This window comes from Agromyces sp. CF514 (assembly GCF_900113185.1).
Classification (GTDB): Bacteria; Actinomycetota; Actinomycetes; order Actinomycetales; family Microbacteriaceae; genus Agromyces.
Genome location: NZ_FOZD01000001.1, coordinates 1,183,758 through 1,210,479 on the forward strand (window position 1 = coordinate 1,183,758; position 26,722 = coordinate 1,210,479).

The following is a 26,722-nucleotide window of genomic DNA, read 5'->3' on the forward strand; positions in this document are numbered from 1 at the left end:
CCATGACCACCTGGCCCGTCGCCCGCGACCTGCTGCCCGTCGACGCCGAAGCCGCGACCCTCGTCGGTCGCGCCTGGCTGCCCGCACCTTCGAACGGACCCGCGGATGCCGCGGGGCCGGCCGTCGTCGCCCTGCGCGGCGACGACGTGCTCGACGTGTCGGTCGCCTTCCCCACCATGCGCGCGCTCACCGAGACGACCGACCCGGCGGCTGCGATCGCCGCGCTGGTCTCGAGCCCAGATGGCCGCGCCGTGCGCGTCGGCAGCCTCGACGAACTCGTGGCGAACACCGCACCCGAGACCCGAGACCCGGCGAGCCCGTGGCTGCTCTCGCCCATCGACCTGCACGTGGTCAAGGCCGCTGGCGTGACGTTCCCGGTGTCGATGCTCGAGCGCGTCATCGAGGAGCGCGCCCGCGGAGACCAGGACGCCGCTGCGACGATCCGCCGCGACATCCTGAGCGCCATCGGGGGCAGCCTGGACGAGCTGAAGCCCGGATCCGAGGAGGCCGCCGCGCTCAAGGCGCTGCTCCTCGAGCGCGGCTGGTGGAGCCAGTACCTCGAGGTCGGCATCGGGCCCGACGCCGAGGTGTTCACGAAGGCGCCCGTGCTCGCGACCGTCGGTCCGAACGTCGACGTGGGCGTGCACCCGGCGTCGCAGTGGAACAACCCCGAGCCCGAGGTCGTGCTCGTCGTGAGCTCCGAGGGCCGCATCGTCGGCGCCAGCCTCGGCAACGACGTGAACCTGCGCGACGTCGAGGGCCGCAGCGCACTGCTGCTCGGCAAGGCGAAGGACAACAACGCCTCGGCCTCGGTCGGCCCGTTCATCCGACTGCTCGACGACGGGTACTCGCTCGACGACCTGCGCGCCTCGGTCGTCTCGCTCACGATCGACGGGGCCGACGGCTACCGTCTCGAGGGCACGAGCGAGCTCGCGCGCATCAGCCGCGATCCGGTCGACCTCGTGGCGCAGGTCGTGGGCGAGCACCACCGGTACCCCGACGGGTTCGTGCTCTACCTCGGCACGATGTTCGCGCCGGTGGACGATCGCGACGTGCCCGGCCGCGGGTTCACCCACCACGACCACGACCTCGTGCGCATCGCCGAGCCGCGTCTCGGTGCGCTCGTGAACCGCGTGCGCTCGACCGCGGACGCCGAGCCGTGGACCTTCGGCATCGACGCCCTCTACCGTTCCCTCGCCGCGCGCGGCCTGCTGGGCTGAGCCGCCGACCCGCCGACCCCGCCGACCCCGCCGACCCCGCCGACCCCGCCGACCCCGCCGACCACTGATCTCGGAGACCCGCATGCTCACCACCACCGACCCCCGCACCGGTGCCGTCACCGCGACCACGCTCGACGCGACCGCTCCGGAGCAGACCGATGCCATCGTGCGCGCCGCGCAGGCGGCCTTCGCGCAGTTGGCGACCCGCGACCGCGCCTGGCGGGCGGGCCTGCTCGACGCCCTCGCCGACGCGCTCGACGCCGACCGCACGGCGCTCGTCGAGGTCGCCGACCGCGAGACCGGGCTCGGACCCGTGCGGCTCGACGGCGAGGTCTCGCGTGCGGCGTTCCAGTTCCGCCTGTTCGCCGAAGCCGTGCGCGAGGGCGGATACCTCGAGGCCGCGATCGACCACGGGGGCCCCACCGCACTCGGGCCTGCACCCGAGATCCGGCGCCTGCTCGTGCCCATCGGCCCCGTCGCGGTCTTCGGGTCGAGCAACTTCCCGTTCGCGTTCTCGGTCGCCGGAGGCGACACCGCCTCCGCGCTCGCGGGCGGCAACCCCGTGGTGCTGAAGGCGCACTCATCGCACCTCGAGACCTCGGCCCGCTCGTTCGCGGTGCTCTCGGCCGCGGCCGTGGCGTACGGCGCGCCGGCCGGCCTGCTCGGCATCGTCTACGGCACCGGCGCGGGCGCCGCGCTGGTCGCGCACCCGCTGGTGCGGGCCGTCGGTTTCACGGGCTCGCTCGGGGGCGGGCAGGCGCTCATGGACCTCATCGCCGACCGCGACGAGCCGATCCCGTTCTACGGCGAGCTCTCGAGCCTGAACCCGCTCGTCGTCACGCGAGGGGCCGCGGCCGCTCGCGCCGAGGGCATCGCCGACGGCCTGTTCGGGTCGTTCACGCTCGGCAGCGGCCAGTTCTGCACGAAGCCCGGCATCGCGTTCGTGCCGAACGGGCCCGACGGCGACGCGCTCGTCGCACGCCTGGTCGAACGCGCGACGGATGCCGCGGCATCCGTTCTGCTCAATGCGCGCATCGCGGACTCGTTCGACGAGATCCGCGACCGCCTGGTCGCCGAGGGCGCGGTCGAGCTGCTCGCCCGCGGCAGCGAGCACGGCGACGGAGCCGGATTCAGCGCTGCGCCCACCGTGCTCGGGGTCGCCGCCCGCGACCTCACGGCCGAGGTCGCCGAGGAGGCGTTCGGGCCGCTGATCGTCGTGGCCCGCTACGACGTCGACGCCGACATCGTCGCCGCGCTCGACGCGGTGCCGGACTCGCTCACGGCCACCGTGCACAGCGAGGCCGACGAGGTCGAGGCCGTCTCCGCGCTCGTCGCCGAACTCGCGCCGCGGGTCGGGCGCCTCGTGTTCGACGGCTACCCGACGGGGGTGCGCGTCTCGTGGGCGCAGCACCACGGCGGACCGTGGCCGGCCACGAACTCGCAGCACACGTCGGTCGGCGTGAGCGCGATCCGCCGCTTCCTGCGGCCGCTGGCCTATCAGGATGCGCCCGAGGCCATGCTGCCCGTCGAGCTGCGCGACGACTTCCGCGGCATCCCGCGTCGCGTCGACGGGGTGCTGCAGCTCGCCTGAGCCGCGTGCCTGCGCGTGCAGCGAGTGTTTGCGCGTGACGCGCGTGCTGCGCGGACGCGAATGGTCGCTCACGAGCCCGTGAAGCGACCATTCGCGTCCGCGCAACGCCCGAACGGCGTCAGCGGCCGAGCCAGCCTCCGTCGACGGGCAGGATGATGCCCGAGACGTAGTCCGATGCAGGGGCCGCGAGGAACACCGTGGCCCCGGCGAGGTCGTCGGGCCTGCCCCAGCGGCCGGCCGGGATGCGGTCGAGGATCGCCTGCGACCGGTCGGCGTCGGCGCGCAGGTTCGCGGTGTTGTCGGTTGCGATGTAGCCGGGGGCGATGCCGTTCACGGTGACTCCGCGCCCGGTCCACTCGTTGGCGAGCGCCTTGACGAGGCCCGAGATGCCCGACTTCGCGGCCGCGTAGCCGGGCACGTTGATGCCGCCCTGGAAGCTCAGCAGGCTCGCCGTGAAGATCACCTTGCCCCGGCCGCGGTCGAGCATGCCGTTGCCGACGGCCTGCGTGAGCACGAACTGGCTCGACAGGTTGATCTCGACGACGCGGTCCCACCAGTCGAGCGGATGCTCCGCCGCGGGCGCCCGCTCGATGGTGCCCGCGTTGTTGACGAGCACCCCGATCTCGCGTTCGCGCAGCTCGGCGCCGAGCGCGACCACGGCCTCGCGGTCGGCGAAGTCGACGGTGCGGGCCTCGAAGCGGCGGCCGTGGGATTCGACGGCGGCCGCGATCGCGCTGCCCTCGGGCTCGAGCGTGGCGCTCACGCCGATGATGTCGGCGCCCGCCTCGGCGAGGGCCTCGGCCATCGCGAAGCCGATGCCGCGCTTGGCCCCCGTGACGACGGCCGTGGTGCCGGTGAGGTCGAACGAGACGGTCATGCGCCGACCTCCTGCGCCGCGGAGCCGACGGATGCCGCGGCATCCGTCGCCTCGTCGGTGCCGGGCTGCCCGGCCTGCACGTCGACGAGCACCTTCATGGCGCGCCCGGCCTCGAGGTCGTCGAACGCCGCGCGGGTCTCGGCGAGCGGCACGATCTTCGTGATGAGCAGGTCGCTCGGGATCGTGCCGTCGGCGACCAGTTCGACCGCGCGTTCGAAGTCGGTGCGCTGGTAGACGCGCGCGCCGAGGATGCGGAGCTCCCGCCAGAACACGCGCTGCAGGTCGATCTCGCGCGGCGTCGGGTGGATCGCGACGACCACGAGGGTGCCGCGAACCTTGGCGAGCGAGGTCGCGCCGAGCACGGCCTGCGCGGCGCCGGACACCTCGAAGACGACGTCGGCGCCCGCGCCGCCCGTCCACTGCTCGACCCAGGCGACCTGGTCGACCGCTCGGGGGTCGAGTGTGGCGAAACCGAGTCCGGCGATCTGCTCGCGGCGGTTGGCGTCGAGCTCGATCACCGCGACCTCGGCGCCGAACGCGCGGGCGACGGTGGCGATGAGCACGCCGATGGGGCCGCCGCCGATGACGACGGCCTTCTCGCCGCCCGTGATCTCGGCGCGGCGCACGTCGTGCACGGCGACCGCGACGGGTTCGACAAGGGCCGCCGCATCGAGGGCGACGCCGTCGGGCAGCGCGACGAGCACGTCGGCCGGCACGTTCCAGAACGCCTGGAGTGCGCCGGGGGAGTCGATGCCGATGAAGTCGAGGTTCTGGCAGATGTGCTCGTTGCCTGCGAGGCAGGCGGGGCAGGTGCCGTCCCAGGCGAGCGGCATGACGGTGACCGATCGGCCGACCCGCCAGCCGTCGACGCCCTCGCCGACGGCGTCGATCGTGCCGCTCATCTCGTGGCCGAACACGAGCGGGGTCTGCACGCGGGCGTCCATGCTGCCGTGCAGAATGTGCAGGTCGGTGCCGCAGAGCCCGACGTAGGCGACGCGCAGGCGCACCTGGCCCGGTGCGGGCGGCTGCGGCGCGGCCTCGGCGATCGTGATGGCGCGGTCGCCCGTGTACGTGGCGGTCAGCATTGATCCTCCAAGATCGATTCACGCCGATTGAGGAGACCAATCCGCGCTGTTCGTGTCGATTATGCCAGAGGAATGGCATCAGGGCGTCGAATCATCTAACCTTTAGCCAATTGCTTTCACGCCTGGAGGAACTCGATGAAGAGTCGCACGCTGCGCGGCGGCCTGTCGCTGACCGAACTCGGCTTCGGCGCCGCGCAACTCGGAAACCTGGCCCGCGAGACGACGGATGCCGAGGCCGCCGCAGCGGTCGACGCTGCGTACGCCAGCGGCATCCGATACTTCGACACGGCCCCGCACTACGGGCTGGGACTCTCGGAACGGCGACTCGGCGCTGCGCTCGCGGCGCATCCCCGCGACGAGTACGTGGTCTCGACGAAGGTCGGCCGGCTGATCGAGCCGAACGACGCGTGGGACGGCGCGGCGCGCGACGACGAAGGCTTCGACGTGCCCGCGAACCTGCGCCGGCGGTACGACCTCAGTCGCGACGGCGTGCGCCGCTCGATCGACGAGAGCCTCGAGCGGCTCGGACTCGACCGCATCGACATCGCCTACCTGCACGACCCGGACGCGTACGGCCCCGAGGCGCACGCGAGCGCCATCCCGGCGCTGATCGAACTGCGCGACGAGGGCGTCGTCGGCGCGGTCGGCACGGGAATGAACCAGTCGGCGATGCCGACCGAGTTCGTGCTGCGTCACGACATCGACCTCGTCATGCTCGCGGGCCGCTACACGCTGCTCGAGCAGGGCGCGCTCGACGACCTGCTTCCGGCTGCGGCCGCTCGCGGGGTCGGCATCGTCGCCGCGGGCGTGTACAACTCCGGGCTGCTGTCGCGGCCGCGGCCTCCGGCCGACGCGCGCTACGACTACCAGCAGGCTCCCGCCGAGGTCATCGCCCGAGCGAACGCCATCGCCGACGTCTGCGAGCGGCTCGGCATCACGCTGCCCGAAGCCGCACTCGCCTTCGCGCTGCGCCACCCCGCGGTCGTGTCGGTCGTGGTCGGCATGCGCACCGCCGAGCAGGTCGAGCAGACCATCGAGCGGTTCGCCGTCGAGGTGCCCGACGAGCTCTGGTCGACGCTCGCCGAACGCGGGCTGCTGCGCGATGCCTGAGCGCTCAGCGAGCCTCGACGGAAGGGCCGACCGTGGCCTCGACGGATGCCGCGGCATCCGTCGCCCCGCCCGCCGCGTCCGTCTCGTCGACCGGTGCCGTCGGGTAGTCGGTGGCCGTGAACTCCTCGACGCCGAGCACATGCACCTGCATGCGGATGCGGGCCCGGTCGGGGTCGTGCGCGGCGAGCGCGGCGAGGATCGCGCGGTGCTCCTGCTGGGTCGAGTGCACGGCACCCTGCTGGTGGATCGCGCGCCAGAGCCGTGCCCTGGCCGTGCGACCGACCAGCGCCTCGATGATCGCGGCGAACGCCGGGTTGCCGCTCGCGTTGGCGATCAGCCGATGGAACGCGGTGTCGACGTCGATGGTGCCCTCGAGGTCGATCTCGTCGCCCGCGAGCAGCGCCTCGCCGCGATCGAGGATGCGCGCGGCCTCGGCGAGATCCTCGTCGCTGATGCGCAGCGCGGCATGCGCCGCGGCCTCGGGCTCGAGCACGCGCCGCACGCCGAGCAGGTGCACGCTGTTCTCGGGGCTCTGCAGTTCGGCGAGCATGCCGAGCGGCTCGAAGAGCTGCCCGGGCTCGAGCGAGGTCACGTACGTGCCGTCGCCCTGCCTGGTCTCGAGGATGCCGAGGATGACGAGCGCGCGCACGCCCTCGCGCAGCGGCCCGCGCGACACTCCGAGGCGGGTTCCGAGCTCGCGCTCGACCGGCAGGCGCGACCCGGCGACGAGCTCGCCACTCGTGATCATCTGACGGATGCCGTCGATGACGACCTGCGCGCGCGATCGGCCGGCGCCGGCATCGGGAGTGTTCTCGCTCGTCATGGGCACAGCCTAGGCGACCGGTCGCATCCGCCCCGTGAATTCGTCAGATCTTTGGAGGAGGCCGCATGACCGGCATCATCGACGCCCACCAGCACGTGTGGGATCTCGAACGGGCCGAGTACGGCTGGCTCACGCCCGAGGCCGGCGTGCTGCACCGCACGATCGAGATGGCCGAGGTGCTGCCCGAGTTCGCCGCGGCCGGCGTCGTCGGCACCGTGCTCGTGCAGTCGGCCGACAACGACGACGACACCGACCACATGTTCGAGGTCGCCGCCCGCGAGCCCCTCGTGCGCGGCATCGTCGGCTACGTGCCGCTGCACGAACCCGCACGCGCCGCCGAGCGGCTCGCCGATCTGCGGGGCCGCCCGCTGTTCTGCGGCGTGCGCAACCTGATCCACGACCGGCCCGACCCGCGCTGGCTGCGCCGCCCCGACGTCGACGAGAGCCTCGGGCTGCTCGCCGCCGCGGGCGTGCCGTTCGACGTGGTCGGCGTGCTGCCCGAGCACCTCGAGGCGGTGCTCGAGATCTCGGAGCGCCATCCGGAACTCGACATCGTCATCGACCACCTCAACAAGCCGCCGATCGGCGCAGACGACGCGTTCGGCACCGGTGTCTGGCAGCCATGGGCCACGCTCATCGCGGCGGTCGCAGAGAACCCGCGCGTTCGGGGCAAGGTCTCGGGGCTCTACGCCGCGACCGGCGACCCGGCCGCCTGGACGGTCGACACCGTGCGCCCCGTGTTCGAGCACGTGCTCGCCGTGTTCGGCTCCGACCGCCTCATGTACGGCGGCGACTGGCCCGTCTCGCTCATCGCGGGCGGCTACGCGCAGGTCTGGCACGGCATCGCCGAACTCGTGGACGACCTGACCGACGCCGAGCGCACCGAAATCCTCGCGGGAACCGCCCGCAGGTTCTACTCCCTCCCAGAATCGGAGACCACCGCATGACCGACCAGTTCACCCTCGCCCGCCTCGGCGACGCCGGAAGCGAGGTGCCCGTGGTGCGCGTCGGCGACCGCACGTTCGATGCCCGCCCGGTCACCGCGGACTTCGACGGTGCCTTCTTCGCCGCCGACGGCGTCGCCCGCATCGCGGCCGCGCTGGGCGAGCTGCCCGAGCTCGATGCCGCCGAGGTCGCCGGCCTGCGCATCGGCGCGCCGATCGCCGCCCCCGGCAAGGTCGTCTGCATCGGCCTGAACTACCGCGATCACGCCGAGGAGACGGGCGCGGCCCTGCCCGCCGAGCCCGTGATCTTCATGAAGGACCCGTCGACCGTCGTCGGCCCGTTCGACGACGTGCTCATTCCCCGCAACTCGACGAAGACCGACTGGGAGGTCGAGCTCGGCGTGGTCATCGGCACGACCGCCCGCTACCTCGCCTCGCCCGACGAGGCGCTCGCGCACGTCGCCGGCTACGCGGTCTCGCACGACGTCTCGGAGCGCGAGTTCCAGCTCGAACGCGGCGGCCAGTGGGACAAGGGCAAGAGCTGCGAGACGTTCAACCCGCTCGGCCCGGTGCTCGTGCCGGCCGACGACGTCGCCGACCCGCAGGCGCTCGGCCTGCGCCTCTGGGTCAACGGCACGCCGCGCCAGGACGGCAGCACCGCGAACATGCTCTTCTCGGTCGCGCACGTGATCTGGTACCTCAGCCAGTTCATGGTGCTGCGCCCCGGCGACCTCATCAACACGGGCACCCCGGCGGGCGTCGCACTCGGCATCGAGGGCAACCCGTACCTCCGGGCGGGCGACACCGTCGAGCTCGAGATCGACGGCCTCGGCCGTGCGAGCCAGAAGCTGGTGCAGGCATGAGCGCCACGGCAGGCGCCACGGGCGCCACGGGCGCCGGCGGCGCCGAGTTCGGCGGACTCGTGGCGATCGTCACGGGCGGGGCCTCGGGCATCGGCCTCGCGACCGCCCGGACGCTCGCCGCGCGCGGCGCCACGGTCGCCGTGCTCGACCGGGCACTCGACGGCCTCGACGCCCCTGACGCAGACGGCGGCACCGTCGGCGCCGGGCTCACGGGGTTCACGGCCGACGTCACCGACCGCGCGTCGGTCGAGGCCGCGGTCGCCGCGGTCGCCGAACGCTTCGGCGGCATCGACGTCGTGGTGAACAACGCCGGCATCAGTGCCGTCGGCACCGTCGCCGAGAACGACGACGCCGAATGGGCGCGCGTGCTCGACGTGAACGTCATCGGCATGGCCCGCGTCACGAGTGCGGCCCTGCCGTGGCTGCGACGCTCGCCCGCGGCATCCGTCGTCAATGTCAGCTCGATCGCCGCCCTCAACGGCCTGCCGCAGCGCGCCCTCTACTCGGCGTCGAAGGGCGCGGTGCTCGCGCTCACCTACGCGATGGCCACCGACCACGTGGCCGAGGGCATCCGCGTCAACTGCGTCTGCCCCGGCACCGTCTTCACGCCCTTCGTCGAGCGGATGCTGGCGGGCTTCGCCGACCCCGTGGCCGAGCGCGCGGCACTCGATGCCCGACAGGCCACCGGCCGCATGGTCGACCCGACCGAGGTCGCGGCCGCCATCGCCTACCTCGCGAGCCCCGTCTCGGTCTCGACGACCGGCACCGCGCTCGACGTCGACGGCGGCGTCTCGCACCTGCGCCCGCGCCCGGCCGGGGCCCGCGCGTGAAGCGCCTCGCCTCGGTCATCGGCCTGGCCGCCGCAGACCGCGAGGAGTACGAGCGCCTGCACACCGACGTCTGGCCCGCCGTGCTCGAGCGCCTGACCGCGAGCAACATCCGCAACTACTCGATCTTCCGACACGGCGAGGTGCTCTTCGCCTACATGGAGTACGTCGGCGACGACCTCGAGGCCGACATGGCCGCGATCGCCGCCGACCCCGAGACGCAGCGCTGGTGGTCGGTGTGCGAGCCGCTGCAGCGGCCGTTCGCCGAGCGCGCTGCGGGCGAGTGGTGGATGGAGATCCCCGAGGTCTTCCATCTCGACTGAACGCATCCGCAGGGCATGATGGGCGTATGGCGCCAGACATCCCCGGCATGACCGACATGCCAGCCCCGCAGTTCGTCATGAGCACCAACGGGCGTCGCATCGCGACGTACACGTGGGGCGACGACGACGCGCCGACCGTGCTGCTCGTGCACGGGTTCGCGTCGAGTGCGCGCGACAACTGGGTGATCACCGGATGGGTGCGCGACCTCACGCGCGCCGGGTACCGCGTGCTGGCCATCGACCAGCGCGGGCACGGAGCGAGCGACAAGCCGCACCTCGACCTCGCCTACGTCATGGACCTCTTCGTCGAGGACGTCGTGACCGTGCTCGACACCTACCTGCTCGAGAACGTGCACTACATCGGCTACTCCCTCGGCGCGCGCGTCGGCTGGCAGGTCGCCGTCGTGCACCCCGAGCGCGTCGATCGGGCCGTGCTCGGCGGCATCCCCGACGGGCGCCCCCTCGCCCGGCTGCAGATCGACCAGGCACGTGCCTACCTCGAACACGGCACGCCCGTCGAAGACGCGGTCACGCGCAACTACGTGATGCTCACCGAGCGCGTGCCGGGCAACGACCTCGGCGCCCTCATCGCGCTCGCCGAGGGCATGCGGCTGGGCGACGCCGATCCCGATGTCGCGAACCCGCCGCGGCAGCCCGTGCTCTTCGCCACGGGCAGCGACGACGCGATCCTCGAACGCTCTCGCCTGCTCGCGGCCGCGACGCCCGGCAGCAGGTTCCTCGAGTTGCCGAGGCGCCACCACTTCAATGCGCCCGTCTCGCGGGAGTTCCGCCACGGCGCGATCGCCTTCCTCGACGAGGCCTAGAGCTCGGCGCTCTCGCGCTGTCGTTCTCGCGCTGTCGTTCGCGCGCTGCCGCTCGTGCGCTGCCGCTCTCGCGCCGTGCGTCGGCGGCCCGGGTCAGCGCCCGGCGAAGACCGGCTCGAGTTCGAGCCAGGCGGCGAGATCGCGGATCTCGGCGTCGACGGCCGCCCGAGTGGCGCGATCGAACGGCTCGTCCTCGTGCACCGCATGCACGGTGAACGCGCCGGCCTTGCGGTCGGCCCGGGCGTCGAGCTTGCCCACGAGTCGGTCGCCGTGCAGGATCGGCAGCGCGAAGTACCCCCACCGGCGCTTCGCCTCGGGCTTGTACATCTCGAGCGTGTACTCGAAGTCGAAGAGCTGCTGCGCCTTCACCCGGTCGTAGACCAGGCGGTCGAACGGAGAGAGCAGTGCGGTGCGGCCGGCGAAGCCCGATCGGACGGCGTCGAGCGCGGCGGGGTCGACGCGCCATTCGCCGGGCACCCCCTCGACCTCGGCAGGCTCACCGGCGGCGCCGACGTCGACGGGCTCGAGCGGCATCTTCGTGGACTTCGCCCTCGCGATGCCGAGTGCGGTGAGTCGTCGGGCGTCGCGCTCGGCGGTCGCCTGCTCGAGCGTGAGGGCCGGCGGGGCATCGAACGACGGATGCACGCGACCGGCGATCGTGAAGAGCCGCTCTCGCCCGCGGCGCCCCGTGATGGCGATCTCGCCCTGCATGGCGAGGCACTCGAGCATCCGGCCGACATTGCGGTTGTGGGTCCAACCGGTCGACTGCCACGGCACGACGCTGGTGTCGTCGAGCTCGCGCGACGTCAACGGCTCGGGGGAGGCCTCGAATCGCTCCAGGATGTCGCGGCGGAACGACGCGTTCTGCTCGAGCCACTCACGGGCCCTCGGCCAGGTCGGCCATTCGGCCATCTCGGCCCGGAACAGGGGGATGTCGCCGACCGGGCGCACGAGCGCATCGAACTCGAACAGCGTGCGGTCGTGCTCGACCGCACGGACGAGTTCGGCGGGGCGGTACTCCGAGCCGAGGCGGCTCCACGAGACGAGGTCGGCGTTCGGTGCGACCGCCGCGGTCGGGTCGACCTGCAGCAGGGTGAGGTGGTGCACCATGGCGACCAGGTCGGTCGGCCGATCGGCGGTGAGCAGCTGGGCGTGCACCGCGACGCGTCGCGCCGTCGCCCGATCGAGCCGATGCACGCCGGTCAGCCCGTGATCGCCCGGTTGCTCCGGATGACGCCCGACGGGTCGACCCGCTGCTTGACGGCGGCGAGCCGCTCGAGCACCTCGGGCGGATAGGCGAGGGAGAGCGGGCCGGGGCCGAGCATCGTCGGCACGCCGCCCGCCACGCCGTATCGTGCGTCGAGGTCGCGAAGCGGTTGAAGCGCCACCACGGGGTCGACGGCGGGCCCCATGAGCAGCACGCCCGCGTTCAGCAGCAGGGGTGCGTGCACCGCCCCGACCGCCGACAGCTCGGAGCCGAGCTCCTCGGCCGTCGCGCCGCCCATGGCCCGCAGGCCGGCGCGGGTCAGCCCGTGCGCAGCGCCTGCGAGGAACCCCTCGACGAAGGCGGCCGCGAAGCCGTCGTCGTCACTGCCGATCGAGGCGCCGAAATCGGCGGTCGGCATGGGGTCGGTCGGCTCGGCGGCGACGGCCGCGAGCGAACCGATGGTGAACGCCGTGAGCGAGTTCGCGATGGGCTCGGCGACGGCGAGCAGCCGTTCGGCGAGCGCCCGCCCCGATGCCTCGTCGCCGACGTGCACGAGGCCGACGGACGCGACGACGCGGCCGCGCAGGTGGGGCGGCATGACGGGCAGGTCGGGGAACTGCATCATGCCGACGTCGAGGCCGAGCTCGGGCACGTCGCGGGCGAGCGCGAACGCGGCCGAGATCACGGGCACCGCGCTCTCGGACGGGAACACCAGGCCTCCGCCGAAGAGCACGTCGGCCTCGAACAGTTCGAGCTCGATCGCCGTGACGACGCCGAAGAGCCCGCCGCCGCCGCGCAGCGCCCACGCGAGTTCGGCGTCGTCGGCGTCGGTGACGCGCCGCACCTCGCCCGATGCGTCGACGAGCTCGACCGCGACGATCGACCGGGCGGTGAGCCCGTGCAGGCGGCTGAACATCGAGTGCCCGCCGTTCAGGGCGAGGCCCACGACGTTGACCTCGGGGTTCGACCCCGCGAGGCCGATGAGCCCGGTGCCGTCGAGCGCCTGCAGTGCGGCGCCCCAGTTCACACCGGCGCCGACCCGCAGCGTGCGGCCCTCGACGTCGACCGTGATCTCGTCGAACGCCGAAGGCCTGACGAGCAGGACGCCCTCGAGCGCGTCGGTCGCCCCGTGCCCGTTGGGCTGCGTCGTCACGCCGAGGCCCGTGGCGCGGGCGGTCGCGAGGATCGCCTGCACATCGGCGACGTCGGCCGGCGTCGCGACGGCGGCCGGCCGCTGGTCGACCCCCAGGTTCCACGGCGACCTCGCGGCGTCGTACTCGGGTTCGCCGGGCAGCACGAGCGTGCCGGTCAGGGTCGAGCGAAGGTCTTCGAGCGCGGTCGCGCGGGCATCGGTCATCGGTGGAGCCCCTCTCGTCCGCCGCACACGTTACCCGCGGCATCCGACATCGTCACGGCCGGGCGTCGAGTGCGCGACAGGACGGGACGGGACAGGACGGGAGGAGATTCGCGCCGGCGGAGGGCCGTTCTCGCCGAGGCGTCCTCCGCTCGCGCGAATCTCCTCCGCCGGCAGGGGAGAAGACGGCAGTGCGTGGCGGATGCCCCGGCGCCGCCGCCGAGCGACGGCACGTACGCTGGTGGGCGCCGCAACTTCGGCCCGCGGCATCCGCTCATCGAGATCGCCGCCGCCGCGACCGACGCGAGCCGCCACCGAGAGGACCCCCGTGAGCCTGATCCGCCTGAACGACGTCGCCATCGAGTTCGACGGGCGACCCGTGCTGAAGGAGGCGTTCCTCAAGCTCAAGCAGGGCGACCGCGTGGGCCTCATCGGCAAGAACGGCACGGGCAAGACGAGCCTGCTCGAGGTCGTGCTCGGCCGACGCGAGCCCGAGAGCGGCACGCGCGACGTCACCCTCGGCACGACGATCGGCTACTTCTCGCAGTTCTCGGAGCTCGACGGCGAGCAGAGCGTGCAGCAGATCCTGAGCGGGCACTTCGCCGACGTGCACGAGACGCAGGCGCGCCTCGACGAGATCGGCCTGGCGCTCGCCGAGCCCATGGGCGACGACGAGATGACGCGGCTGCTGACCGAGCAGGGCGGGCTGTTCGAGCGCATGGACCACATCGGCGGCTGGACGTACGAGACGACCATCGACACCGTGCTCACGCGCCTCGGCTTCGACGCCGAACGCCGGGCGCTGCCGGTCGACCGGCTCTCGGGCGGATGGCGCAACCGCGCCGCGCTGGCGCAGATCCTCGTGCAGGCGCCCGACGTGCTGCTGCTCGACGAGCCGACCAACTTCCTCGACCTCGACGGCGTCAAGTGGATCGAGAACTGGCTGCAGGGCTTCGCGGGCGCGGTGCTCGTGGTCAGCCACGACCGCCAGTTCCTCGACGGGGTCGTGACGCGCATCATCGAGCTCGAGAACTACCGCCTGCAGGAGTACGAGGGCGACTACTCGGCCTACGTGCACGCGAAGCAGTCGCGACTGAAGATGCTCGAGAAGCAGTTCGCGCATGAAGAGGAGCTGCTGGCCTACGAGCAGGCCGCCTCGGCCGCCCGCCGCGAGGCCGCCCGCAACCCCTCGAACGCGGTCGCCCGACGCCTCGCCGACATCAAGAAGCGGCAGGCGCCGCGCCCGATCGACCAGATCATCACGGGCATCTACGAGGGCCTGCGCGTCAGCAACGACCTGCTCACCGTGACGGGCCTGTCGAAGGGATTCGGCGGCGAGCCGCTCTTCGAGGGCGTCTCGTTCGACCTGCACCGCGGCGACCGCGTCGCGGTGCTCGGCTCGAACGGCTCGGGCAAGTCGACGCTGCTCGACGTGCTCACGGGCGAGACCGAGGCGGATGCCGGCAGCGTGCGCTGGGCGAAGGGCGCCAGGTTCGTGTCGTACAACCGGGTCTACGCCGAGCTGGATCTCGACGACTCGGTGGGCCACGCCGTGAACGCCTACCCCGACTCGCTCGCGTTCACCGCGACGAAGAAGTCGGTGAACCGGTTCCTCGCGATGCTCCAGTTCTCGGAGGCCGACCTCCAGCAGAAGATCGGCACCCTCTCGGGCGGCCAGCGTGCCCGGGTCGCGATCGCCCAGTGCCTGCTCTCGGGCGCGGCCGTGATCGTGCTCGACGAGCCCACGAACCACCTCGACATCACCTCGACGCAGGTCATGGAGCGGGCCCTCACGCACTTCCCGGGCGCCGTCGTCGTCGTGAGCCACGACCGCTTCTTCGTCGACAAGCTCGCCGACCGGCTGCTCGTCTTCGAGGGCGGCGGGCGCGTGCGCGAGACGCCGGCCACCGGGGCGCTCTAGGCGCGGGCCGTTCCTCGAAAACCCGCGATGGCGCTGGGTGAGAGCGCTCCACTACGGTGGTCAGCATCGACACGAGACCGTCCGCGCTCCTCGGCCGTGCCGGCGAGCGTGAGCGCCTCGCCGAGCTGGTCGGTTCGGCGCGCAACGGGCGCGGTTCGGCGCTGCTGATCCGCGGCGAGCCGGGCATCGGCAAGACGGCACTGCTCGACGAGGCCACGCGCGAGGTCGTCGGCGCGCGGGTGGTGCGCGCCCACGGCTTCGAGGCCGAGCAGGCGATGCCCTACGCGGCGCTGCAGCGGCTCGGCGCCCCGTTCACCGAGCTCGTCGAGTCGCTTCCGGAACGGCAGGCGGCGGCACTGCGCATCGCGGCGGGCGTCGACGACGGCCCGCCGCCCGACCGCTATCTCGTGGGGCTCGGCATGCTCTCGCTGCTCGCGGCGGCGGCCGAGCGGCAGCCGCTCGTGTGCGTGATCGACGACGCGCACCTCGTCGACGTCGAGTCGCTCGAGGTGCTCGCGTTCGTGGGTCGTCGGCTCGAGGCCGAGTCCGTCGCACTGATGCTCGCGACGCGGCCCGACGCCCGGGTCGATGTCACGGCGGCCGGGGTCGCCGTGCTCGAGCTCGGCGGGCTCGACGGGCCCACGTCGGTGCAGCTGCTGAACCGGGCGGCCGACGAACCGGTCGACCCGTACCTCGCGACGCGGTTCGCCGAGGAGACCGGCGGCAACCCGCTCGCGCTCATCGACCTCGGCCGGGAGTTCACCGCCCAGCAGCTCACCGATTCCTCGCTCGCGCTCGGGCCGGTGCCGATCGGCCTGCGCCTCGAGTCCACGTACCTGCGCAGGGTCGAGGCGCTGCCCGACCCGACCCGGCGCTGGCTCGGCATCGCGGCGGCCGAGTCCACGGGGCGCCCCGAACTCATCGACGAGGCGGCCGCGCGGCTCGGGGCGGGGGCGGATGCCGCGGGCCCGGCCGAGCTCGCCGGGCTCGTGTCGGTGCGTGAACGCGTGCGGTTCCGGCATCCGCTCGTTCGCGCGGCGGTCTACAACGCCATGCCCGCCGCGGAGCGACGCGAGGTGCACGCGATGCTGCGCGAGGTGGCCGACGCGCACGGGCGGCCCGATCTCGCGGTCTGGCATGCGGCTGCGGCCGCGGCGGGCGTCGACGACGCGGTCGCCGACCGCATGGAACTGGCGGCGGATGCCGCGGGCGGCCGCGGCGGCACCGCCTCACGAGCGCGCCTGCTCGCCGGGGCCGCCGACCTCACGACGCCCGGCCCCCTGCGCGACGCCCGGCTCATCGCGGCGGCCGAGGCCGCGGCGGCGGCCGGTGCCGCGCAGCTCGCGCTCGAGCTGCTCGATCGCATCGACCCGGCGACCGCCGACCCGGTCACCGAGGGCCGCCTGCTCCTGCTGCGTGCGATGCTCGCGCTGTTCGTGGCCGACGCCGAGGGGGTGCTCGGCGGCACGGCGAACCTGCTGCGCGCCGCCGAGCTGTTCCACGGACTCGCGCCCGAGCTCGAGCAGCGTGCCCTCGTGCGGGCGTTCGAGGTCGAGCTGACGGCCGAGTGGGCGGTCGCGGGTGCGACGCTGCCCGAGCTCGGAGAGCGGCTCGCGGCCGGCGCCGACGTCGCCGACGGGCCGAGGTCGATCGCGTTGCGCGGCCTCGCGGCGCACATCCTGCTGCCCTACGAGCAGGCGGTGCCGCCCATGCGCGCGGCCGTCGAGATGCTCGTGGCCTCCGACGACGCGCAACTGCTCGACCTCGGGTACTTCGGCATCGCGTTGACGATGGGCCTCTGGGACGAGCAGGCCTGCATCGACCTGCTCGAGCGCACCGCGTCCGCGGCTCGCGACACCGGCAACCTGCGCGTGCTCGACACGACCCTGTGGCTGCTCGGCGAGGTGGAGCTCGTGCGCGGCGACCCCGCGGCATCCGCTCGCTACGTCGAGGAGGTGCGCGAGCTCCGTCGCGCCATCGGCTACGACGCCGAGCAGGTCGTGAACGCCGCGGTGCTCGCCTGGGCCGGCGCGCCGGTCGAGGTCGTCGAGCAGGTGGCGCAGGGCACACTCGCCAGCGGGTTCGTCGGGGCGCACACGATCGCGATGACGGGCCTCAGCACGCGCGATCTCGCCGACGGACGACCGGATGCCGCGTACGCCCGCCTCGCGCCCATGGTCGCGCGGGACTTCCTGCAGGTGACGTACCAGCAGCTTCCCGAGCTCGTCGAGGCGGGCGCGCGCAGTGGTCGCGGCGACGAGCCCGCCGTGCGCGACGCCGCGGCCCGGCTGGCGCGGTTCGCCGAGGTGAGCGGCACGCCGTGGATCAGGGGCGTGTCGGCACGGGCCGCTGCGCTCCTCGCGGCCGACGCCGACGCCGACGCGCTCTACCGCGAGGCGATCGGGTATCTCGCCGCGACCGGCTCTCGCGGCGAGCTCGGGCGCGCCCACCTCGTCTACGGCGAGTGGCTGCGACGCGTGAAGCGCCGTCGTGATGCGCGCGAGCAGCTGCGCGTCGCGCTCGCGATCTTCGAACGGGTCGCGGCGCCCGCGTTCGCCGCACGCGCCCGTCGCGAGCTCGAGGCGACCGGCGAGCACGTCGTCGCCCACGTGCCGGGGGAGTCCACGGCCGACGCCCTCACCCCGCAGGAGGCGACGGTCGCCCGACTCGCCTCGGCGGGCCGCACGAACGCCGAGATCGGCGCCGAGCTGTTCATCAGCGCGAACACGGTCGACTACCACCTGCGCAAGGTGTTCCGGAAGCTCGGCATCACGTCGCGCCGCCAACTCGCGGAGCGGTATCCCGCGGGCTGATCGAAGGCCTCGCGATGCCGCTGCGCGCCTCCTCGGCCGGCGGGTCCGCGCGTGACGACTCATGACTACGCGCACCACGTGGTTCGGTGCCGTGCCGCCGCGCGCCAGCATCGAGGCATCCGCGAGTCGCACCCGCGAGTCGCCAGCAGGATGGAGGCGCCATGCCCTACGTCACCGCCGATGACGGCGCGCAGATCTTCTACAAGGACTGGGGATCCGGCGGCACGCCCGTGCTGCTGAGTCACGGTTGGCCCCTCAACGCCGACGCGTGGGAGGCCGCCGCGCTGTTCCTCGCTGAGCACGGGCACCGCGCGATCGCGCACGACCGGCGCGGCCACGGGCGCTCGAGCCAGACGTGGAACGGCAACGAGATGGACACCTACGCCGACGACCTTGCCTGCCTCATCGACGCCCTCGACCTCACCGACCTCACGCTCGTCGGGCACTCGACCGGCGGCGGCGAGATCGCGCACTACGTCGGCCGGCACGGGTCGGCCCGCGTGGCGAAGCTCGTGTTCGTCTCGGCGGTGCCGCCGCTCATGCTGGCCACCGACGACAACCCGGGCGGACTGCCGATCGCGGTGTTCGACGGCATCCGCGCAGGCGAGGCATCCGATCGCTCGCAGCTCTACCGCGACCTCGCCGACGGGCCGTTCTTCGGCAACAACCGCTCGGGCGACGTGTCGCAGGGCGTGCGCGACGCGTTCTGGCTGCAGAGCATGGCGTGCGGGCACCGGGCCGCCTACGAGTGCATCGCCGCCTTCTCGGCCACGGACTTCCGGCCCGACCTGGCCAAGATCGACGTGCCCACGCTCGTGATCCACGGCGACGACGACCAGATCGTGCCATTCGAGGTCGGCGGCGCGCGCTCGGCCGAGCTCGTCGACGGCGCCACCCTGCTCGTGTACGAGGGCGGCGCCCACGGCCTGCCCGACACCGCCCGCGACCGGCTGCACGCCGACCTGCTCGCCTTCATCGACTCCTGAGCGAGCGGATGCCGCGGCGGCCGCCCGCGGCATCCGTCCCGCTCCGCTCCCCGCACCCTCTCCGCCCGACCGCCTCACCGCCTCGAAAGGACACCGCTCATGACCGACGACATCACCCCCGACGCCCCCGACACGATCGTGCTCGTGCACGGCCTCTGGATGACCCCGCGCAGTTGGCGCGGCTGGAAGGAGCGCTTCGAGGCCAAGGGATTCACGGTGCTCACGCCCGCCTACCCGGGGTTCGAGATCGAGGTCGAGGCCCTGCGCGAGCAGCCCGACCTCATCGCGAAGCTCACCGTGCCCGAGACCGTCGACCACATCGCCGCCCAGATCGAGGCGCTGCCGAAGCCGCCGATCATCATCGGGCATTCCTTCGGCGGCACCCTCACCCAACTGCTGCTGGCCCGCGGGCTCGGCGCGGCCGGCGTCGTCGTCGATTCGGCGCCCACCGAGGGCGTGCGCATGACGCCGCTGTCGCAGGCGAAGTCGCTGTTCCCGGCGCTGAAGAACCCCGCGAACCTCCACCGCGCGGTCGCGTTCACGCCGGAGGAGTTCCACTACGCATTCGCGAACACGCTCTCGCGCGAGGACTCCGACGCCGTCTGGGAGGAGTTCGCGATCCCCGCCCCCGGCAACTGGATCTGGGCCTACGGGCTCATCGCGAACTTCAAGCCCGGCCACCAGGAGACGTGGGTCGACTACGCGAAGGACCGCGCGCCGCTCCTGTTCATCGGCGGCGAGAAGGACCACATCATGCCGCCGAGCGTGAACAAGTCGAACGCCAAGCACTACGCGAAGTCGCCCGCGCTCACCGAGTACGTGGAGTTCCCGGGCCGCTCGCACTGGATCTGCGCCGAGCCCGGCTGGGAGGAGGTCGCCGACCACGCCCTCGAATGGGCGCTCGCGAACGCCAGGTCGACCGTGGCGGCGAGCGCGTAGCGGCGAGCTCGCGCGGGCCGCTCAGGACTCCGGGCGGCCCACGCTTCCGGTCTCTGCGCCGGCGCTGCCGGCGACTGCGCCCGCGCCGCCGGACTCTCGACGAGCCTGCTCCTCACGCAGGAACGCGAGCAGCTCCTGGATCATCGCCGTCTGCTCGAGGTTGGTCTTGCGCAGTTCGGCGATGTCGGCCGCGGCCGCGACGTTCGTGTCGTAGTCGTGCTGCGCGAGGGCGGCCGAGAGCGCATCCTGCCGTTTCGCCGCGATGAGCAGGATCGCGCCCTGCAGGCCAGCGAGCATGCTCAGGAACAGGTTCAGCAGGATGAACGGGTAGACGTCCCACGCCACGCCGTCGATCGTGTTCAGGATCGCCCACACGACCATGAACACGATGAAGGTGGCGACGAACGCCCAACTGCCCATGCCGTTCCGAAGCGCGTCGGCGGCGCGTTCGCCGAACCGTCGACGTTGCTCGGCGAGGTCGTGCCAGTTGACGAGGGGGCGCGTCGTCGCGATCGACGTCGCATGTTCGCCGGCCTTCCGGCTCTGCTCCGCAAGGGCATCCGGGTTCGCGTTCGTTCGCTCCATGCCACGAGCGTAGGCGCGCCGCTCCGGCCATTGCCCTCACGCGCGCCGGCCGAGATGATGGGCCCACCGCAACCGGAGGGGATCCCATGACGCGAGGAACGGCACGCGCGGCGCTGATCGCGTACTTCATCGTCCTGATCCCGCTCGTCGCGCTCCTCTCCACCCTCGTCATCGCGAACCCCGAACAGACGGCCTACGTCTACGCCGTGATGTTCGCGCCCGCGGCGTCGGCGCTCCTGGCCTGGCCGATCTCGGGCGTGCGGCCGCGGTTCGGGCGGTTCGGGTGGCGGAGCCTCGTCCTCCCCGTCGGACTCATCGCGATCGTCGGCCTCGGGTACCTCCTCGGAGGCCTCGCCGGCATCCTTCAAGGAACGGGCGACGCGTCGCCCGACCCGGTGTCGCTCGCCATCGGCATCCCCACCTCGATCGCGCTCGCGCTCGGCGAGGAGCTCGGCTGGCGCGGGTACCTCCTGCCGCAGTTGCGTCGGGTGACGGGGTTCTGGGCGGCGAACGCCGTCGTCGCGGGGGTCTGGTTCCTGTTCCACCTGCCGATCATCCTGTGGGCGGCGTACGCGCCCACCGATCGGCCCCTTGTGGTCGCACTCCTCTGGTTCGCGGTGAACCTGGCGTTGTTCTCCTTCACGATCGGCGCACTCTGGGAGCTCACGCACGACGTCTGGATGCCTGCGATCGCGCACGGGCTGTGGAACGTGGTCGTCGCCGACCTGCTGCCGGGCGCGTTCGACGACAGCCCGTCGTGGCTGCTGGGCGAGTTCGGGTTCGTCCCGGTGCTCCCGCTCGTGGTCGCCCTGCTGCTCGCTCTCCTGCTCTCACGCGGTCGGCGGCCGGCGCGTCTCGACCTGCGCGCCGGAAGCTCGGCCGAGGGCTGATGCACCACGCGGTCGCCCGAACTGGGCATCGACGCGGCCGTGCAACGTGGCCTATCCTCGCGGCATGAGGCTGACGCGCATCGGCGGGCCGACCGTGCTCGTCGAACTCGACGGATGGCGCCTGCTCGTGGACCCGACGTTCGACCCCGCTGGCCGGCACTACTCGTTCGGCTGGGGCACCGGCTCGACCAAGACGGCCGGTCCGGCGATCGGCGTCGACGACCTCGGACCGATCGACGTCGCGCTCGTCAGCCACGACCATCACGACGACAACCTCGACGACGCCGGGCGTGCCATGCTGCCCTCCGCCGGCGCCGTGGTGACCACGGCGAGCGGTGCCGGGCGGCTCGCGCAGGGCGAGCCCGGTCGTCGGGTGCCGGCCGACCGGCTCCACGGACTCGTGGCGGGGCAGACGGTCACGCTGGCCGCGCCGCGCCCCGGCCTGCCGACGCTCGTGATCACCGCGACGCCGTGCCGGCACGGGCCGCCGCTGACGCACCCGATCGTCGGCGACGTCATCGGGTTCGCCGTGCGTCGCAAGGGCGAGGAGCAGGTCGCGCTGTGGATCACCGGCGACACCGTGCTCTTCGGGCCGCTTCGGCGGGTGGCCGAGGAGCTCTCGATCGACGTCATGCTCGCGAACGTGGGCGGCGTGCGGTTCGGGGTGACCGGCCCGTTGCGGTTCACCATGACCGGCCGCGACGTCGTCGACCTCGTCGGCATCGCGGCTCCGCGGGTCGCGACGTTCGCGCACTACGACGGCTGGTCGCACTTCGTCGACGGCGAGGCGGGCCTGCGCGACGCGATCGACGCGTCCGCGGCATCCGTGCACGACCGGGCCGTGTGGCTGGTCGACGGGGTCGCGGTCGAGGTCTGAGCTCCCAGGGTCTGAGCTCACCGGCGCCGGGAGTCGAGGCGAACCCCGCGAAACCTGCCCGACGCATGCGGGTGGGAGGATCGTCCGGTGCCTGAACTCGTGATCGCCCCCGGAGACCTCACCGACCCGCGCGTGCTGCGCCTGCTCGAAGACCACCTCGCCGACATGCACGCCACGTCGCCCGCCGAGAGCGTGCACGCGCTCGACGTCTCGGGCCTGGCCGACCCGTCGATCACGTTCTGGGCCGTCGCCGACGGCGACGACCTGCTCGGCTGCGTCGCGCTCAAGCAGCTCTCGCCCGAGCACGGCGAGCTCAAGTCGATGCGGACGGATGCCGCGGCGCGCGGCCGCGGCCTCGGTCGCCGCCTGCTCGAGCACGTGCTCGACGAGGCGCGTGCACGCGGCTACGCGCGCGTCAGCCTCGAGACGGGCACCGAGCCGTTCTTCGCACCGGCCCGCGCGCTCTACGAGAAGGCAGGATTCGCCGAGTGCCCGCCCTTCGGCTCCTACTCGCTCGACCCGAACAGCGTCTACTACACGCTCGAGCTCGCCCGGCGCGCCTGACGCCCGCCGCGGGGCTGCGGGGCGAACGGGGAGCGACGCACGAGCGGCGCGCCGAGCGGCGCGCCGAGCGGCGCGTCGTGCAGGGCGCTCAGCGCGCGGCGAGCCCCGAGATGAGCACGTCGGCCAGGGCATCGAGGCTGCCGGGGCGCGCGGGCGTGCGCGTGAGCGCGGTGAAGAGCACGGCGCCGATCATGGCGTCGGCCGCGGCGTCGAGATCCGCGTCGGCGCGGAGGTCTCCGGCCCCGACGCCCGCGCGCAGCAGCCCGACGAGGTGCGCGCGCCCGGGTGCCGTGAACGCGGCGTAGAGGCGGCCGTCGTCGTCGTTCTCGGCGGCGACCGACGCGAGCGCCCGGATCACGGCGACCTGCTCGGCGTCCTCCACCTGCAGCGCTGCGGCGTGCAGCCAGGCCCGCACGGCGTCGGGCGCGGTCGAGCCCGACCGGTCGTGGGCGCGGCCGCCCGCGGCATCCGTCGGCGCCTCGAACCCGACCGCGAACCGCCCGTCGAGCATCATGTCGGCGACGAGCCGCGATTTCGACGGCCAGCGCCGGTAGACGGTCTGGCGTGCGACGCCCGCCCGATCGGCGATGGCCTGCATGGTGAGCGCGTCGTAGCCGTCGGCGACGAGCAGGTCGCGCGTCGCCTCGAGGATCGCTCGATCGGCCTCGGTGTTGCGCGGGCGCCCTCTCGTTCGACTCTGCTGCACGGCGTCGATTGTATTCTCAGCCGCGCTGATTTACGCTACACAGCGTCTCGTTATTGACATGGAGGTCAACATGCAGAAGGACGTCGCCGTCGTCATCGGTGTCGGAGGAATGGGGCTCGCGATCGCGAGGCGCATCGCGAACGGGCGACGGGTGGTGCTCGCCGACTTCAACCTCGCGACGCTCGAAGCCGCCGCCGCGCAGCTCACGGGCGAGGGCCACGACGTGGTCACGCGCCGCGTCGACGTCTCCGACCGCGCCTCGGTCGCGGAGCTCGCGGATGCCGCGGCCGCTGCCGGGCGCGTCACCCACGTCGCCCACACCGCCGGGCTCTCGCCCATGCAGGCGCCGACGCAGGCCATCCTCTCCGTCGACCTGCTCGGCGTCGCGCACGTGCTCGACGAGTTCCCGCGCGTGATCGCCCCCGGCGGTGCGGGCGTGGTCATCTCGAGCATGTCGGCGTACTTCGCCGCGCCCACCCTGCCGGCCGAGCTCGGCGCAGCGCTCGCGACGACGCCGACCGACGAGCTGCTCGCGCTGTCGTTCCTCGCCGGGCTGCCCAACCCGGGTGCCGCCTACAGCGTCGCGAAGCGGGCCAACCAGCTGCGCGTGGCCGCGGCATCCGTCGCCTGGGGCGAGCACGGCGCCCGCATCAACTCGATCAGCCCCGGCGTGATCTCGACGCCCATGGGGCAGGAGGAGCTCGCCGGCGACTCGGGCGAGCAGATGCGCGGCATGGTCGCCGCCTCGGCCGCGAAGCGCCTCGGCACGCCCGACGACATCGCCGCCGCGGCGGCGTTCCTGCTCGACCCGCAGGTCGCGAGCTTCATCAGCGGCATCGACCTGCTCGTCGACGGCGGCACGGTCGCGGGCGTGAACGCGCGAGGCCTGCTGGGCTGAGCCCGCCGCGCGGCCGTGCGGCCGTGCCGCCGCGCGCCGCGCCACGCCCCGCTGAACGCGTCGAGCGGTCGCGATCGGGCGCTACCGCCGCTTCCGAAGCGGCTGAACGCGACCGCTCGGCGGGTGCCGTCCGGCGCGTCGCATCCGGCCCGGCCGAACGCGACCGCTCGGCGGATGCCATCGGCGCGCCGCATCCGCTCGCGCTGGTCTGAGCCGGCGTGCAGCGCGGTGACGGATGCCGCGTGCGCCGGTCGTGGGCACGCGCCATGATGGGGCGATGAACGCCGACGACCGCCACGCGGCATCCGTTCGCCCCGCCGTGCACGACCGTCGCGGCCGGCTGCTCGCCGAGGTGCGCGATTCCGCGGCCCGACGTCGCCCCGCCCGGCTGCTCGCGCAGTGGACCGACGATCCGCTCGTCGCCGTCTCGCCCGTCGGCCTGCGCACGAGCGTGGCCCTCGACGCGATCGCGCTCGACGCGGCATCCGGATACGACGCCCTGCTGCTGTCGCCGGTCGCGCCGCTCGGCTCGACGTCCGTGCTCGCGCCCACCTCGCAGGACCGCGTGCTGTCGACGATCCGCCCGGTCGAGGTCGTGTCGGACCCGACGAACGTGCTCGCCCTCGAGGCTGCGTCTCGGATGCGACGGGCGCCCGGCGCGGAGGCGCGGCTCTGCACGCTGCACCAGACGCTCCGGATGCAGCCGGTCGGTCGGGCCGCGGGCCACACGGCGCACTTCCGGCTGTTCGCCCTCGCCGACGCCGGGCGCGCCCGCCCTGATGACGGCTTCGAGGTCGACGCGGTGCTCGCGCACCTGGACGTGTATCGCACGCTGCTGGAGGCCGCGGCGTCGGCCGGGCTGGGCGCCGGGAGTGCGCCGCGGGCGATCGTACGCACCTCGTCGGGTGGCCGACATACCGTCGGCGACCGTGACGCGCTCGGCGACCGCGAGTCGCTCGGCGACCGCGACGTGCTCGGCGACCGGGTCGCTGCGGCGATCGTCGCGCGATGGCCCGACGTCGAGGTCGTGCGCGAACCGCTCGCCGGCACCTACTACGACGGCCTCCGGGTGGGCTTCGGCGTGTGCACGGACGATGGGACGTTCGTCGAGCTCGTCGACATCGGCCGATTCGGGTGGGTCGGCGAGCTCACGGCCGATCGGCGCAACCGGTTCGTCGCGAGCGCGATCGGCATCCAGCTGATCCCGCTCCTGCTCGGCTGAGCGCCGAGCGGGGCCCGAACCACGCCGAAAGGAGCGAGCGGATGCCGCGGTCGGCCGGGACGAACCCGGTGGCCGCGGCATCCGCTCGCCCTCGTCAGGCGTCTGCGAGCCCGCTCAGCGCTGCCCCGCGAAGAACGCCGCGATGTCGGCCGCGAGCACGTCGGGCACCTCGAGCGCGGCGAAGTGCCCGCCCTCGGCGAACCGGCTCCAGTGCACGATGGTGTCGTTGTCGCGCTCGGCGAAGACCCTGATGGTCTGGAAGTCGTCGGCGAAGACGGCGACGCCGGTGCGGGCGTGGTTCACGACGGGCTTGGCCTCGACCTGCGCGTTCTCGTAGTACGCCCGGCTCATGCCCGCGGCGGAGTTGGTGAACCAGGCGATGCTGACGGCCGTGAGGATCTTCTCGAGCGGCACCATCGACGTACCGTTGCCGAAGGACTCGAACAGCTCGCTGTAGGCGAGCAGCCCGACGGGCGAGTCGCTGAGCCCGGCCGCGACGGTCTGCGGCCGCGACGCGTTCATGGTGTTGTACCCGCCGACCTTCTGGAACCACTGCATGTGCTCGAGGCCCGCGTAGTCGGCGGGCTCGAGGCGCTCGAACTCGCTCGGGTCGCCCGACGGGAACGAGAAGAGCTGCAGCACGTGCAGGCCGAGGAAGCCCTCGGGCTCGAGCAGCCCGAGCTCTCGGGCGACCATCGCGCCGTTGTCCGAGCCGTGCACGCCGTAGCGCTCGTAGCCGAGTCGGCGCATGAGCGCGTCGTACGCGCGGGCCACCCGCGACATGGTCCAGCCCGACTCGCGCACCGGGTTCGAGAACCCGAAGCCCGGGGCATCCGGGATCACGACGCTGAAGGCGTCTTCGGCACGCCCGCCGTACGCGACCGGGTCGACGAGGCGGTCGATGACGTCGAGGTAGTCGGCCGACGAGCCCGGATAGGTGTGCGCGAGCAGCAGCGGCGTCGCGTCGGCGTGCGGCGAGACGACGTGGATGAAGTGGATCGGCTGCCCGTCGACCTCGGCGATGAAGTGCGGCACGGCGTTGAGCCGGGCCTCGACCGCGCGCCAGTCGAACGCCTTCCACTGCTCGACGGCGTCGCGCAGGTAGTGGTTCGGGGTGCCGGTGGCCCAGTCGTCGCCGGGGGCGGGCTGGGGGAGCCGGGTGCGCGCGAGGCGATCGGCGAGGTCGTCGAGGTCGGCCTGCGGCACGTCGACGATGAAGGGGCGGATGTCGGTGGCGGACGTGGATGCGGTGGTGTCGGCTGCGCTGTTCATG

Annotated in this window: 25 protein-coding genes; 17 read left to right on the forward strand and 8 right to left on the reverse strand. The window is 73.0% G+C overall.

All coding sequences use genetic code 11. From position 1 onward, the window contains the following. Positions 1 to 2: 2 nt before the first annotated feature. On the forward strand, positions 3 to 1,220 hold the full coding sequence (locus BM342_RS05150; RefSeq protein ID WP_092964379.1) for a fumarylacetoacetate hydrolase family protein: 1,218 nt from the start codon (positions 3 to 5) through the stop codon (positions 1,218 to 1,220). Positions 1,221 to 1,302: 82 nt separating this feature from the next. Beyond that, positions 1,303 to 2,811, forward strand: coding sequence for an aldehyde dehydrogenase family protein (locus BM342_RS05155; RefSeq protein ID WP_092964380.1), 1,509 nt, complete (start codon positions 1,303 to 1,305; stop codon positions 2,809 to 2,811). Positions 2,812 to 2,929: 118 nt separating this feature from the next. Here BM342_RS05155 and BM342_RS05160 read toward each other — a convergent pair whose 3' ends face one another. Further along, on the reverse strand, positions 2,930 to 3,688 hold the full coding sequence (locus BM342_RS05160; protein WP_092964381.1) for an SDR family oxidoreductase: 759 nt from the start codon (positions 3,686 to 3,688) through the stop codon (positions 2,930 to 2,932). After that, positions 3,685 to 4,773, reverse strand: coding sequence for a zinc-dependent alcohol dehydrogenase (locus BM342_RS05165; protein WP_092964382.1), 1,089 nt, complete (start codon positions 4,771 to 4,773; stop codon positions 3,685 to 3,687). Before BM342_RS05165 ends, BM342_RS05160 begins: the two co-directional genes overlap by 4 nt. Positions 4,774 to 4,908: 135 nt before the next feature. Here BM342_RS05165 and BM342_RS05170 point away from each other — a divergent pair, with 135 nt between their 5' ends. Beyond that, positions 4,909 to 5,883 carry an aldo/keto reductase gene (locus BM342_RS05170; protein WP_092964383.1) on the forward strand — a complete coding sequence of 325 codons (975 nt, stop codon included), beginning with the start codon at positions 4,909 to 4,911 and terminating at the stop codon, positions 5,881 to 5,883. Positions 5,884 to 5,887: 4 nt separating this feature from the next. On the opposite strand, the gene BM342_RS05175 is transcribed toward BM342_RS05170, so the two are convergent. Then, entirely contained in the window at positions 5,888 to 6,706 is an 819-nt protein-coding gene (locus tag BM342_RS05175) for a FadR/GntR family transcriptional regulator (protein WP_092964384.1), read from the reverse strand. Between the two features lie 65 nt (positions 6,707 to 6,771). Here BM342_RS05175 and BM342_RS05180 point away from each other — a divergent pair, with 65 nt between their 5' ends. Genes BM342_RS05180 through BM342_RS05200 form a run of 5 tightly spaced genes read left to right on the forward strand, consistent with a single transcriptional unit; the run spans position 6,772 to position 10,487 of the window. Then, on the forward strand, positions 6,772 to 7,653 hold the full coding sequence (locus BM342_RS05180; RefSeq protein WP_092964385.1) for an amidohydrolase family protein: 882 nt from the start codon (positions 6,772 to 6,774) through the stop codon (positions 7,651 to 7,653). Next, complete coding sequence (locus BM342_RS05185; protein ID WP_092964386.1) at positions 7,650 to 8,513, forward strand: fumarylacetoacetate hydrolase family protein; 864 nt, start codon at positions 7,650 to 7,652, stop codon at positions 8,511 to 8,513. Before BM342_RS05180 ends, BM342_RS05185 begins: the two co-directional genes overlap by 4 nt. Beyond that, the gene (locus BM342_RS05190) at positions 8,510 to 9,343 is read left to right on the forward strand and encodes an SDR family NAD(P)-dependent oxidoreductase (RefSeq protein WP_092964387.1); all 834 of its coding nucleotides are present in this window, start codon (positions 8,510 to 8,512) and stop codon (positions 9,341 to 9,343) included. Before BM342_RS05185 ends, BM342_RS05190 begins: the two co-directional genes overlap by 4 nt. Further along, on the forward strand, positions 9,340 to 9,663 hold the full coding sequence (locus BM342_RS05195; RefSeq protein WP_092964388.1) for an L-rhamnose mutarotase: 324 nt from the start codon (positions 9,340 to 9,342) through the stop codon (positions 9,661 to 9,663). The genes BM342_RS05190 and BM342_RS05195 overlap by 4 nt, the downstream gene beginning before the upstream one ends. A gap of 47 nt (positions 9,664 to 9,710) precedes the next feature. Continuing rightward, complete coding sequence (locus BM342_RS05200; protein ID WP_255368537.1) at positions 9,711 to 10,487, forward strand: alpha/beta fold hydrolase; 777 nt, start codon at positions 9,711 to 9,713, stop codon at positions 10,485 to 10,487. Positions 10,488 to 10,580: 93 nt separating this feature from the next. On the opposite strand, the gene BM342_RS05205 is transcribed toward BM342_RS05200, so the two are convergent. Together BM342_RS05205 and BM342_RS05210 are read right to left on the reverse strand one after the other, a co-directional pair. Continuing rightward, positions 10,581 to 11,684 (reverse strand): DNA glycosylase AlkZ-like family protein, encoded by a 1,104-nt coding sequence (locus BM342_RS05205; RefSeq protein ID WP_255368538.1) that lies wholly within the window; start codon positions 11,682 to 11,684, stop codon positions 10,581 to 10,583. A gap of 5 nt (positions 11,685 to 11,689) precedes the next feature. Continuing rightward, positions 11,690 to 13,051, reverse strand: coding sequence for an FAD-binding oxidoreductase (locus BM342_RS05210; protein WP_092964390.1), 1,362 nt, complete (start codon positions 13,049 to 13,051; stop codon positions 11,690 to 11,692). A gap of 325 nt (positions 13,052 to 13,376) precedes the next feature. Here BM342_RS05210 and BM342_RS05215 point away from each other — a divergent pair, with 325 nt between their 5' ends. The 4 genes from BM342_RS05215 (at position 13,377) to BM342_RS05230 (ending at position 19,707) form a co-directional block, all read left to right on the forward strand. Beyond that, the gene (locus BM342_RS05215) at positions 13,377 to 14,969 is read left to right on the forward strand and encodes an ABC-F family ATP-binding cassette domain-containing protein (RefSeq protein ID WP_092964391.1); all 1,593 of its coding nucleotides are present in this window, start codon (positions 13,377 to 13,379) and stop codon (positions 14,967 to 14,969) included. Positions 14,970 to 15,025: 56 nt separating this feature from the next. Then, complete coding sequence (locus BM342_RS05220) at positions 15,026 to 17,782, forward strand: AAA family ATPase (protein ID WP_255368540.1); 2,757 nt, start codon at positions 15,026 to 15,028, stop codon at positions 17,780 to 17,782. Between the two features lie 161 nt (positions 17,783 to 17,943). After that, positions 17,944 to 18,768: an alpha/beta fold hydrolase gene (locus tag BM342_RS05225; RefSeq protein ID WP_092964392.1), complete on the forward strand. Its 825-nt coding sequence runs from the start codon at positions 17,944 to 17,946 to the stop codon at positions 18,766 to 18,768. Positions 18,769 to 18,867: 99 nt separating this feature from the next. Beyond that, the gene (locus BM342_RS05230; protein ID WP_092964393.1) at positions 18,868 to 19,707 is read left to right on the forward strand and encodes an alpha/beta hydrolase; all 840 of its coding nucleotides are present in this window, start codon (positions 18,868 to 18,870) and stop codon (positions 19,705 to 19,707) included. Between the two features lie 21 nt (positions 19,708 to 19,728). Here BM342_RS05230 and BM342_RS05235 read toward each other — a convergent pair whose 3' ends face one another. Continuing rightward, positions 19,729 to 20,292, reverse strand: coding sequence for a DUF1003 domain-containing protein (locus BM342_RS05235; RefSeq protein ID WP_369823106.1), 564 nt, complete (start codon positions 20,290 to 20,292; stop codon positions 19,729 to 19,731). Between the two features lie 86 nt (positions 20,293 to 20,378). On the opposite strand from BM342_RS05235, the gene BM342_RS05240 reads away from it, so the two are divergent. The 3 genes from BM342_RS05240 (at position 20,379) to BM342_RS05250 (ending at position 22,623) form a co-directional block, all read left to right on the forward strand. Then, on the forward strand, positions 20,379 to 21,182 hold the full coding sequence (locus BM342_RS05240; protein WP_092964394.1) for a CPBP family intramembrane glutamic endopeptidase: 804 nt from the start codon (positions 20,379 to 20,381) through the stop codon (positions 21,180 to 21,182). Positions 21,183 to 21,246: 64 nt separating this feature from the next. After that, positions 21,247 to 22,059 carry an MBL fold metallo-hydrolase gene (locus BM342_RS05245; RefSeq protein ID WP_092964395.1) on the forward strand — a complete coding sequence of 271 codons (813 nt, stop codon included), beginning with the start codon at positions 21,247 to 21,249 and terminating at the stop codon, positions 22,057 to 22,059. Between the two features lie 87 nt (positions 22,060 to 22,146). Then, a complete protein-coding gene (locus tag BM342_RS05250) occupies positions 22,147 to 22,623 on the forward strand; it encodes a GNAT family N-acetyltransferase (RefSeq protein ID WP_255368541.1) in 477 nt (158 codons plus the stop codon). 88 nt (positions 22,624 to 22,711) lie between these two features. Here BM342_RS05250 and BM342_RS05255 read toward each other — a convergent pair whose 3' ends face one another. After that, a complete protein-coding gene (locus BM342_RS05255; RefSeq protein WP_092964396.1) occupies positions 22,712 to 23,329 on the reverse strand; it encodes a TetR/AcrR family transcriptional regulator in 618 nt (205 codons plus the stop codon). Between the two features lie 70 nt (positions 23,330 to 23,399). Between BM342_RS05255 and BM342_RS05260 the strand changes: the two genes are divergently transcribed. Together BM342_RS05260 and BM342_RS05265 are read left to right on the forward strand one after the other, a co-directional pair. Next, the gene (locus tag BM342_RS05260) at positions 23,400 to 24,227 is read left to right on the forward strand and encodes an SDR family oxidoreductase (RefSeq protein WP_092966568.1); all 828 of its coding nucleotides are present in this window, start codon (positions 23,400 to 23,402) and stop codon (positions 24,225 to 24,227) included. A 277-nt stretch (positions 24,228 to 24,504) separates the two neighbouring features. Further along, positions 24,505 to 25,449: a hypothetical protein gene (locus BM342_RS05265; protein WP_092964397.1), complete on the forward strand. Its 945-nt coding sequence runs from the start codon at positions 24,505 to 24,507 to the stop codon at positions 25,447 to 25,449. Positions 25,450 to 25,563: 114 nt separating this feature from the next. Here BM342_RS05265 and BM342_RS05270 read toward each other — a convergent pair whose 3' ends face one another. Continuing rightward, on the reverse strand, positions 25,564 to 26,721 hold the full coding sequence (locus BM342_RS05270) for an epoxide hydrolase family protein (RefSeq protein WP_092964398.1): 1,158 nt from the start codon (positions 26,719 to 26,721) through the stop codon (positions 25,564 to 25,566). Between the last annotated feature and the right edge of the window lies 1 nt (position 26,722).

Coding starts and splice junctions, on each gene's coding strand:
- BM342_RS05150 (WP_092964379.1), top strand. CDS start 3: ATGACCACCTGGCCCGTCGCCCGCGACCTGCTGCCCGTCGACGCCGAA.
- BM342_RS05155 (WP_092964380.1), top strand. CDS start 1,303: ATGCTCACCACCACCGACCCCCGCACCGGTGCCGTCACCGCGACCACG.
- BM342_RS05160 (WP_092964381.1), bottom strand. CDS start 3,688: ATGACCGTCTCGTTCGACCTCACCGGCACCACGGCCGTCGTCACGGGG.
- BM342_RS05165 (WP_092964382.1), bottom strand. CDS start 4,773: ATGCTGACCGCCACGTACACGGGCGACCGCGCCATCACGATCGCCGAG.
- BM342_RS05170 (WP_092964383.1), top strand. CDS start 4,909: ATGAAGAGTCGCACGCTGCGCGGCGGCCTGTCGCTGACCGAACTCGGC.
- BM342_RS05175 (WP_092964384.1), bottom strand. CDS start 6,706: ATGACGAGCGAGAACACTCCCGATGCCGGCGCCGGCCGATCGCGCGCG.
- BM342_RS05180 (WP_092964385.1), top strand. CDS start 6,772: ATGACCGGCATCATCGACGCCCACCAGCACGTGTGGGATCTCGAACGG.
- BM342_RS05185 (WP_092964386.1), top strand. CDS start 7,650: ATGACCGACCAGTTCACCCTCGCCCGCCTCGGCGACGCCGGAAGCGAG.
- BM342_RS05190 (WP_092964387.1), top strand. CDS start 8,510: ATGAGCGCCACGGCAGGCGCCACGGGCGCCACGGGCGCCGGCGGCGCC.
- BM342_RS05200 (WP_255368537.1), top strand. CDS start 9,711: ATGACCGACATGCCAGCCCCGCAGTTCGTCATGAGCACCAACGGGCGT.
- BM342_RS05210 (WP_092964390.1), bottom strand. CDS start 13,051: ATGACCGATGCCCGCGCGACCGCGCTCGAAGACCTTCGCTCGACCCTG.
- BM342_RS05225 (WP_092964392.1), top strand. CDS start 17,944: ATGCCCTACGTCACCGCCGATGACGGCGCGCAGATCTTCTACAAGGAC.
- BM342_RS05230 (WP_092964393.1), top strand. CDS start 18,868: ATGACCGACGACATCACCCCCGACGCCCCCGACACGATCGTGCTCGTG.
- BM342_RS05235 (WP_369823106.1), bottom strand. CDS start 20,292: ATGGAGCGAACGAACGCGAACCCGGATGCCCTTGCGGAGCAGAGCCGG.
- BM342_RS05240 (WP_092964394.1), top strand. CDS start 20,379: ATGACGCGAGGAACGGCACGCGCGGCGCTGATCGCGTACTTCATCGTC.
- BM342_RS05245 (WP_092964395.1), top strand. CDS start 21,247: ATGAGGCTGACGCGCATCGGCGGGCCGACCGTGCTCGTCGAACTCGAC.
- BM342_RS05260 (WP_092966568.1), top strand. CDS start 23,400: ATGCAGAAGGACGTCGCCGTCGTCATCGGTGTCGGAGGAATGGGGCTC.
- BM342_RS05265 (WP_092964397.1), top strand. CDS start 24,505: ATGAACGCCGACGACCGCCACGCGGCATCCGTTCGCCCCGCCGTGCAC.
- BM342_RS05270 (WP_092964398.1), bottom strand. CDS start 26,721: ATGAACAGCGCAGCCGACACCACCGCATCCACGTCCGCCACCGACATC.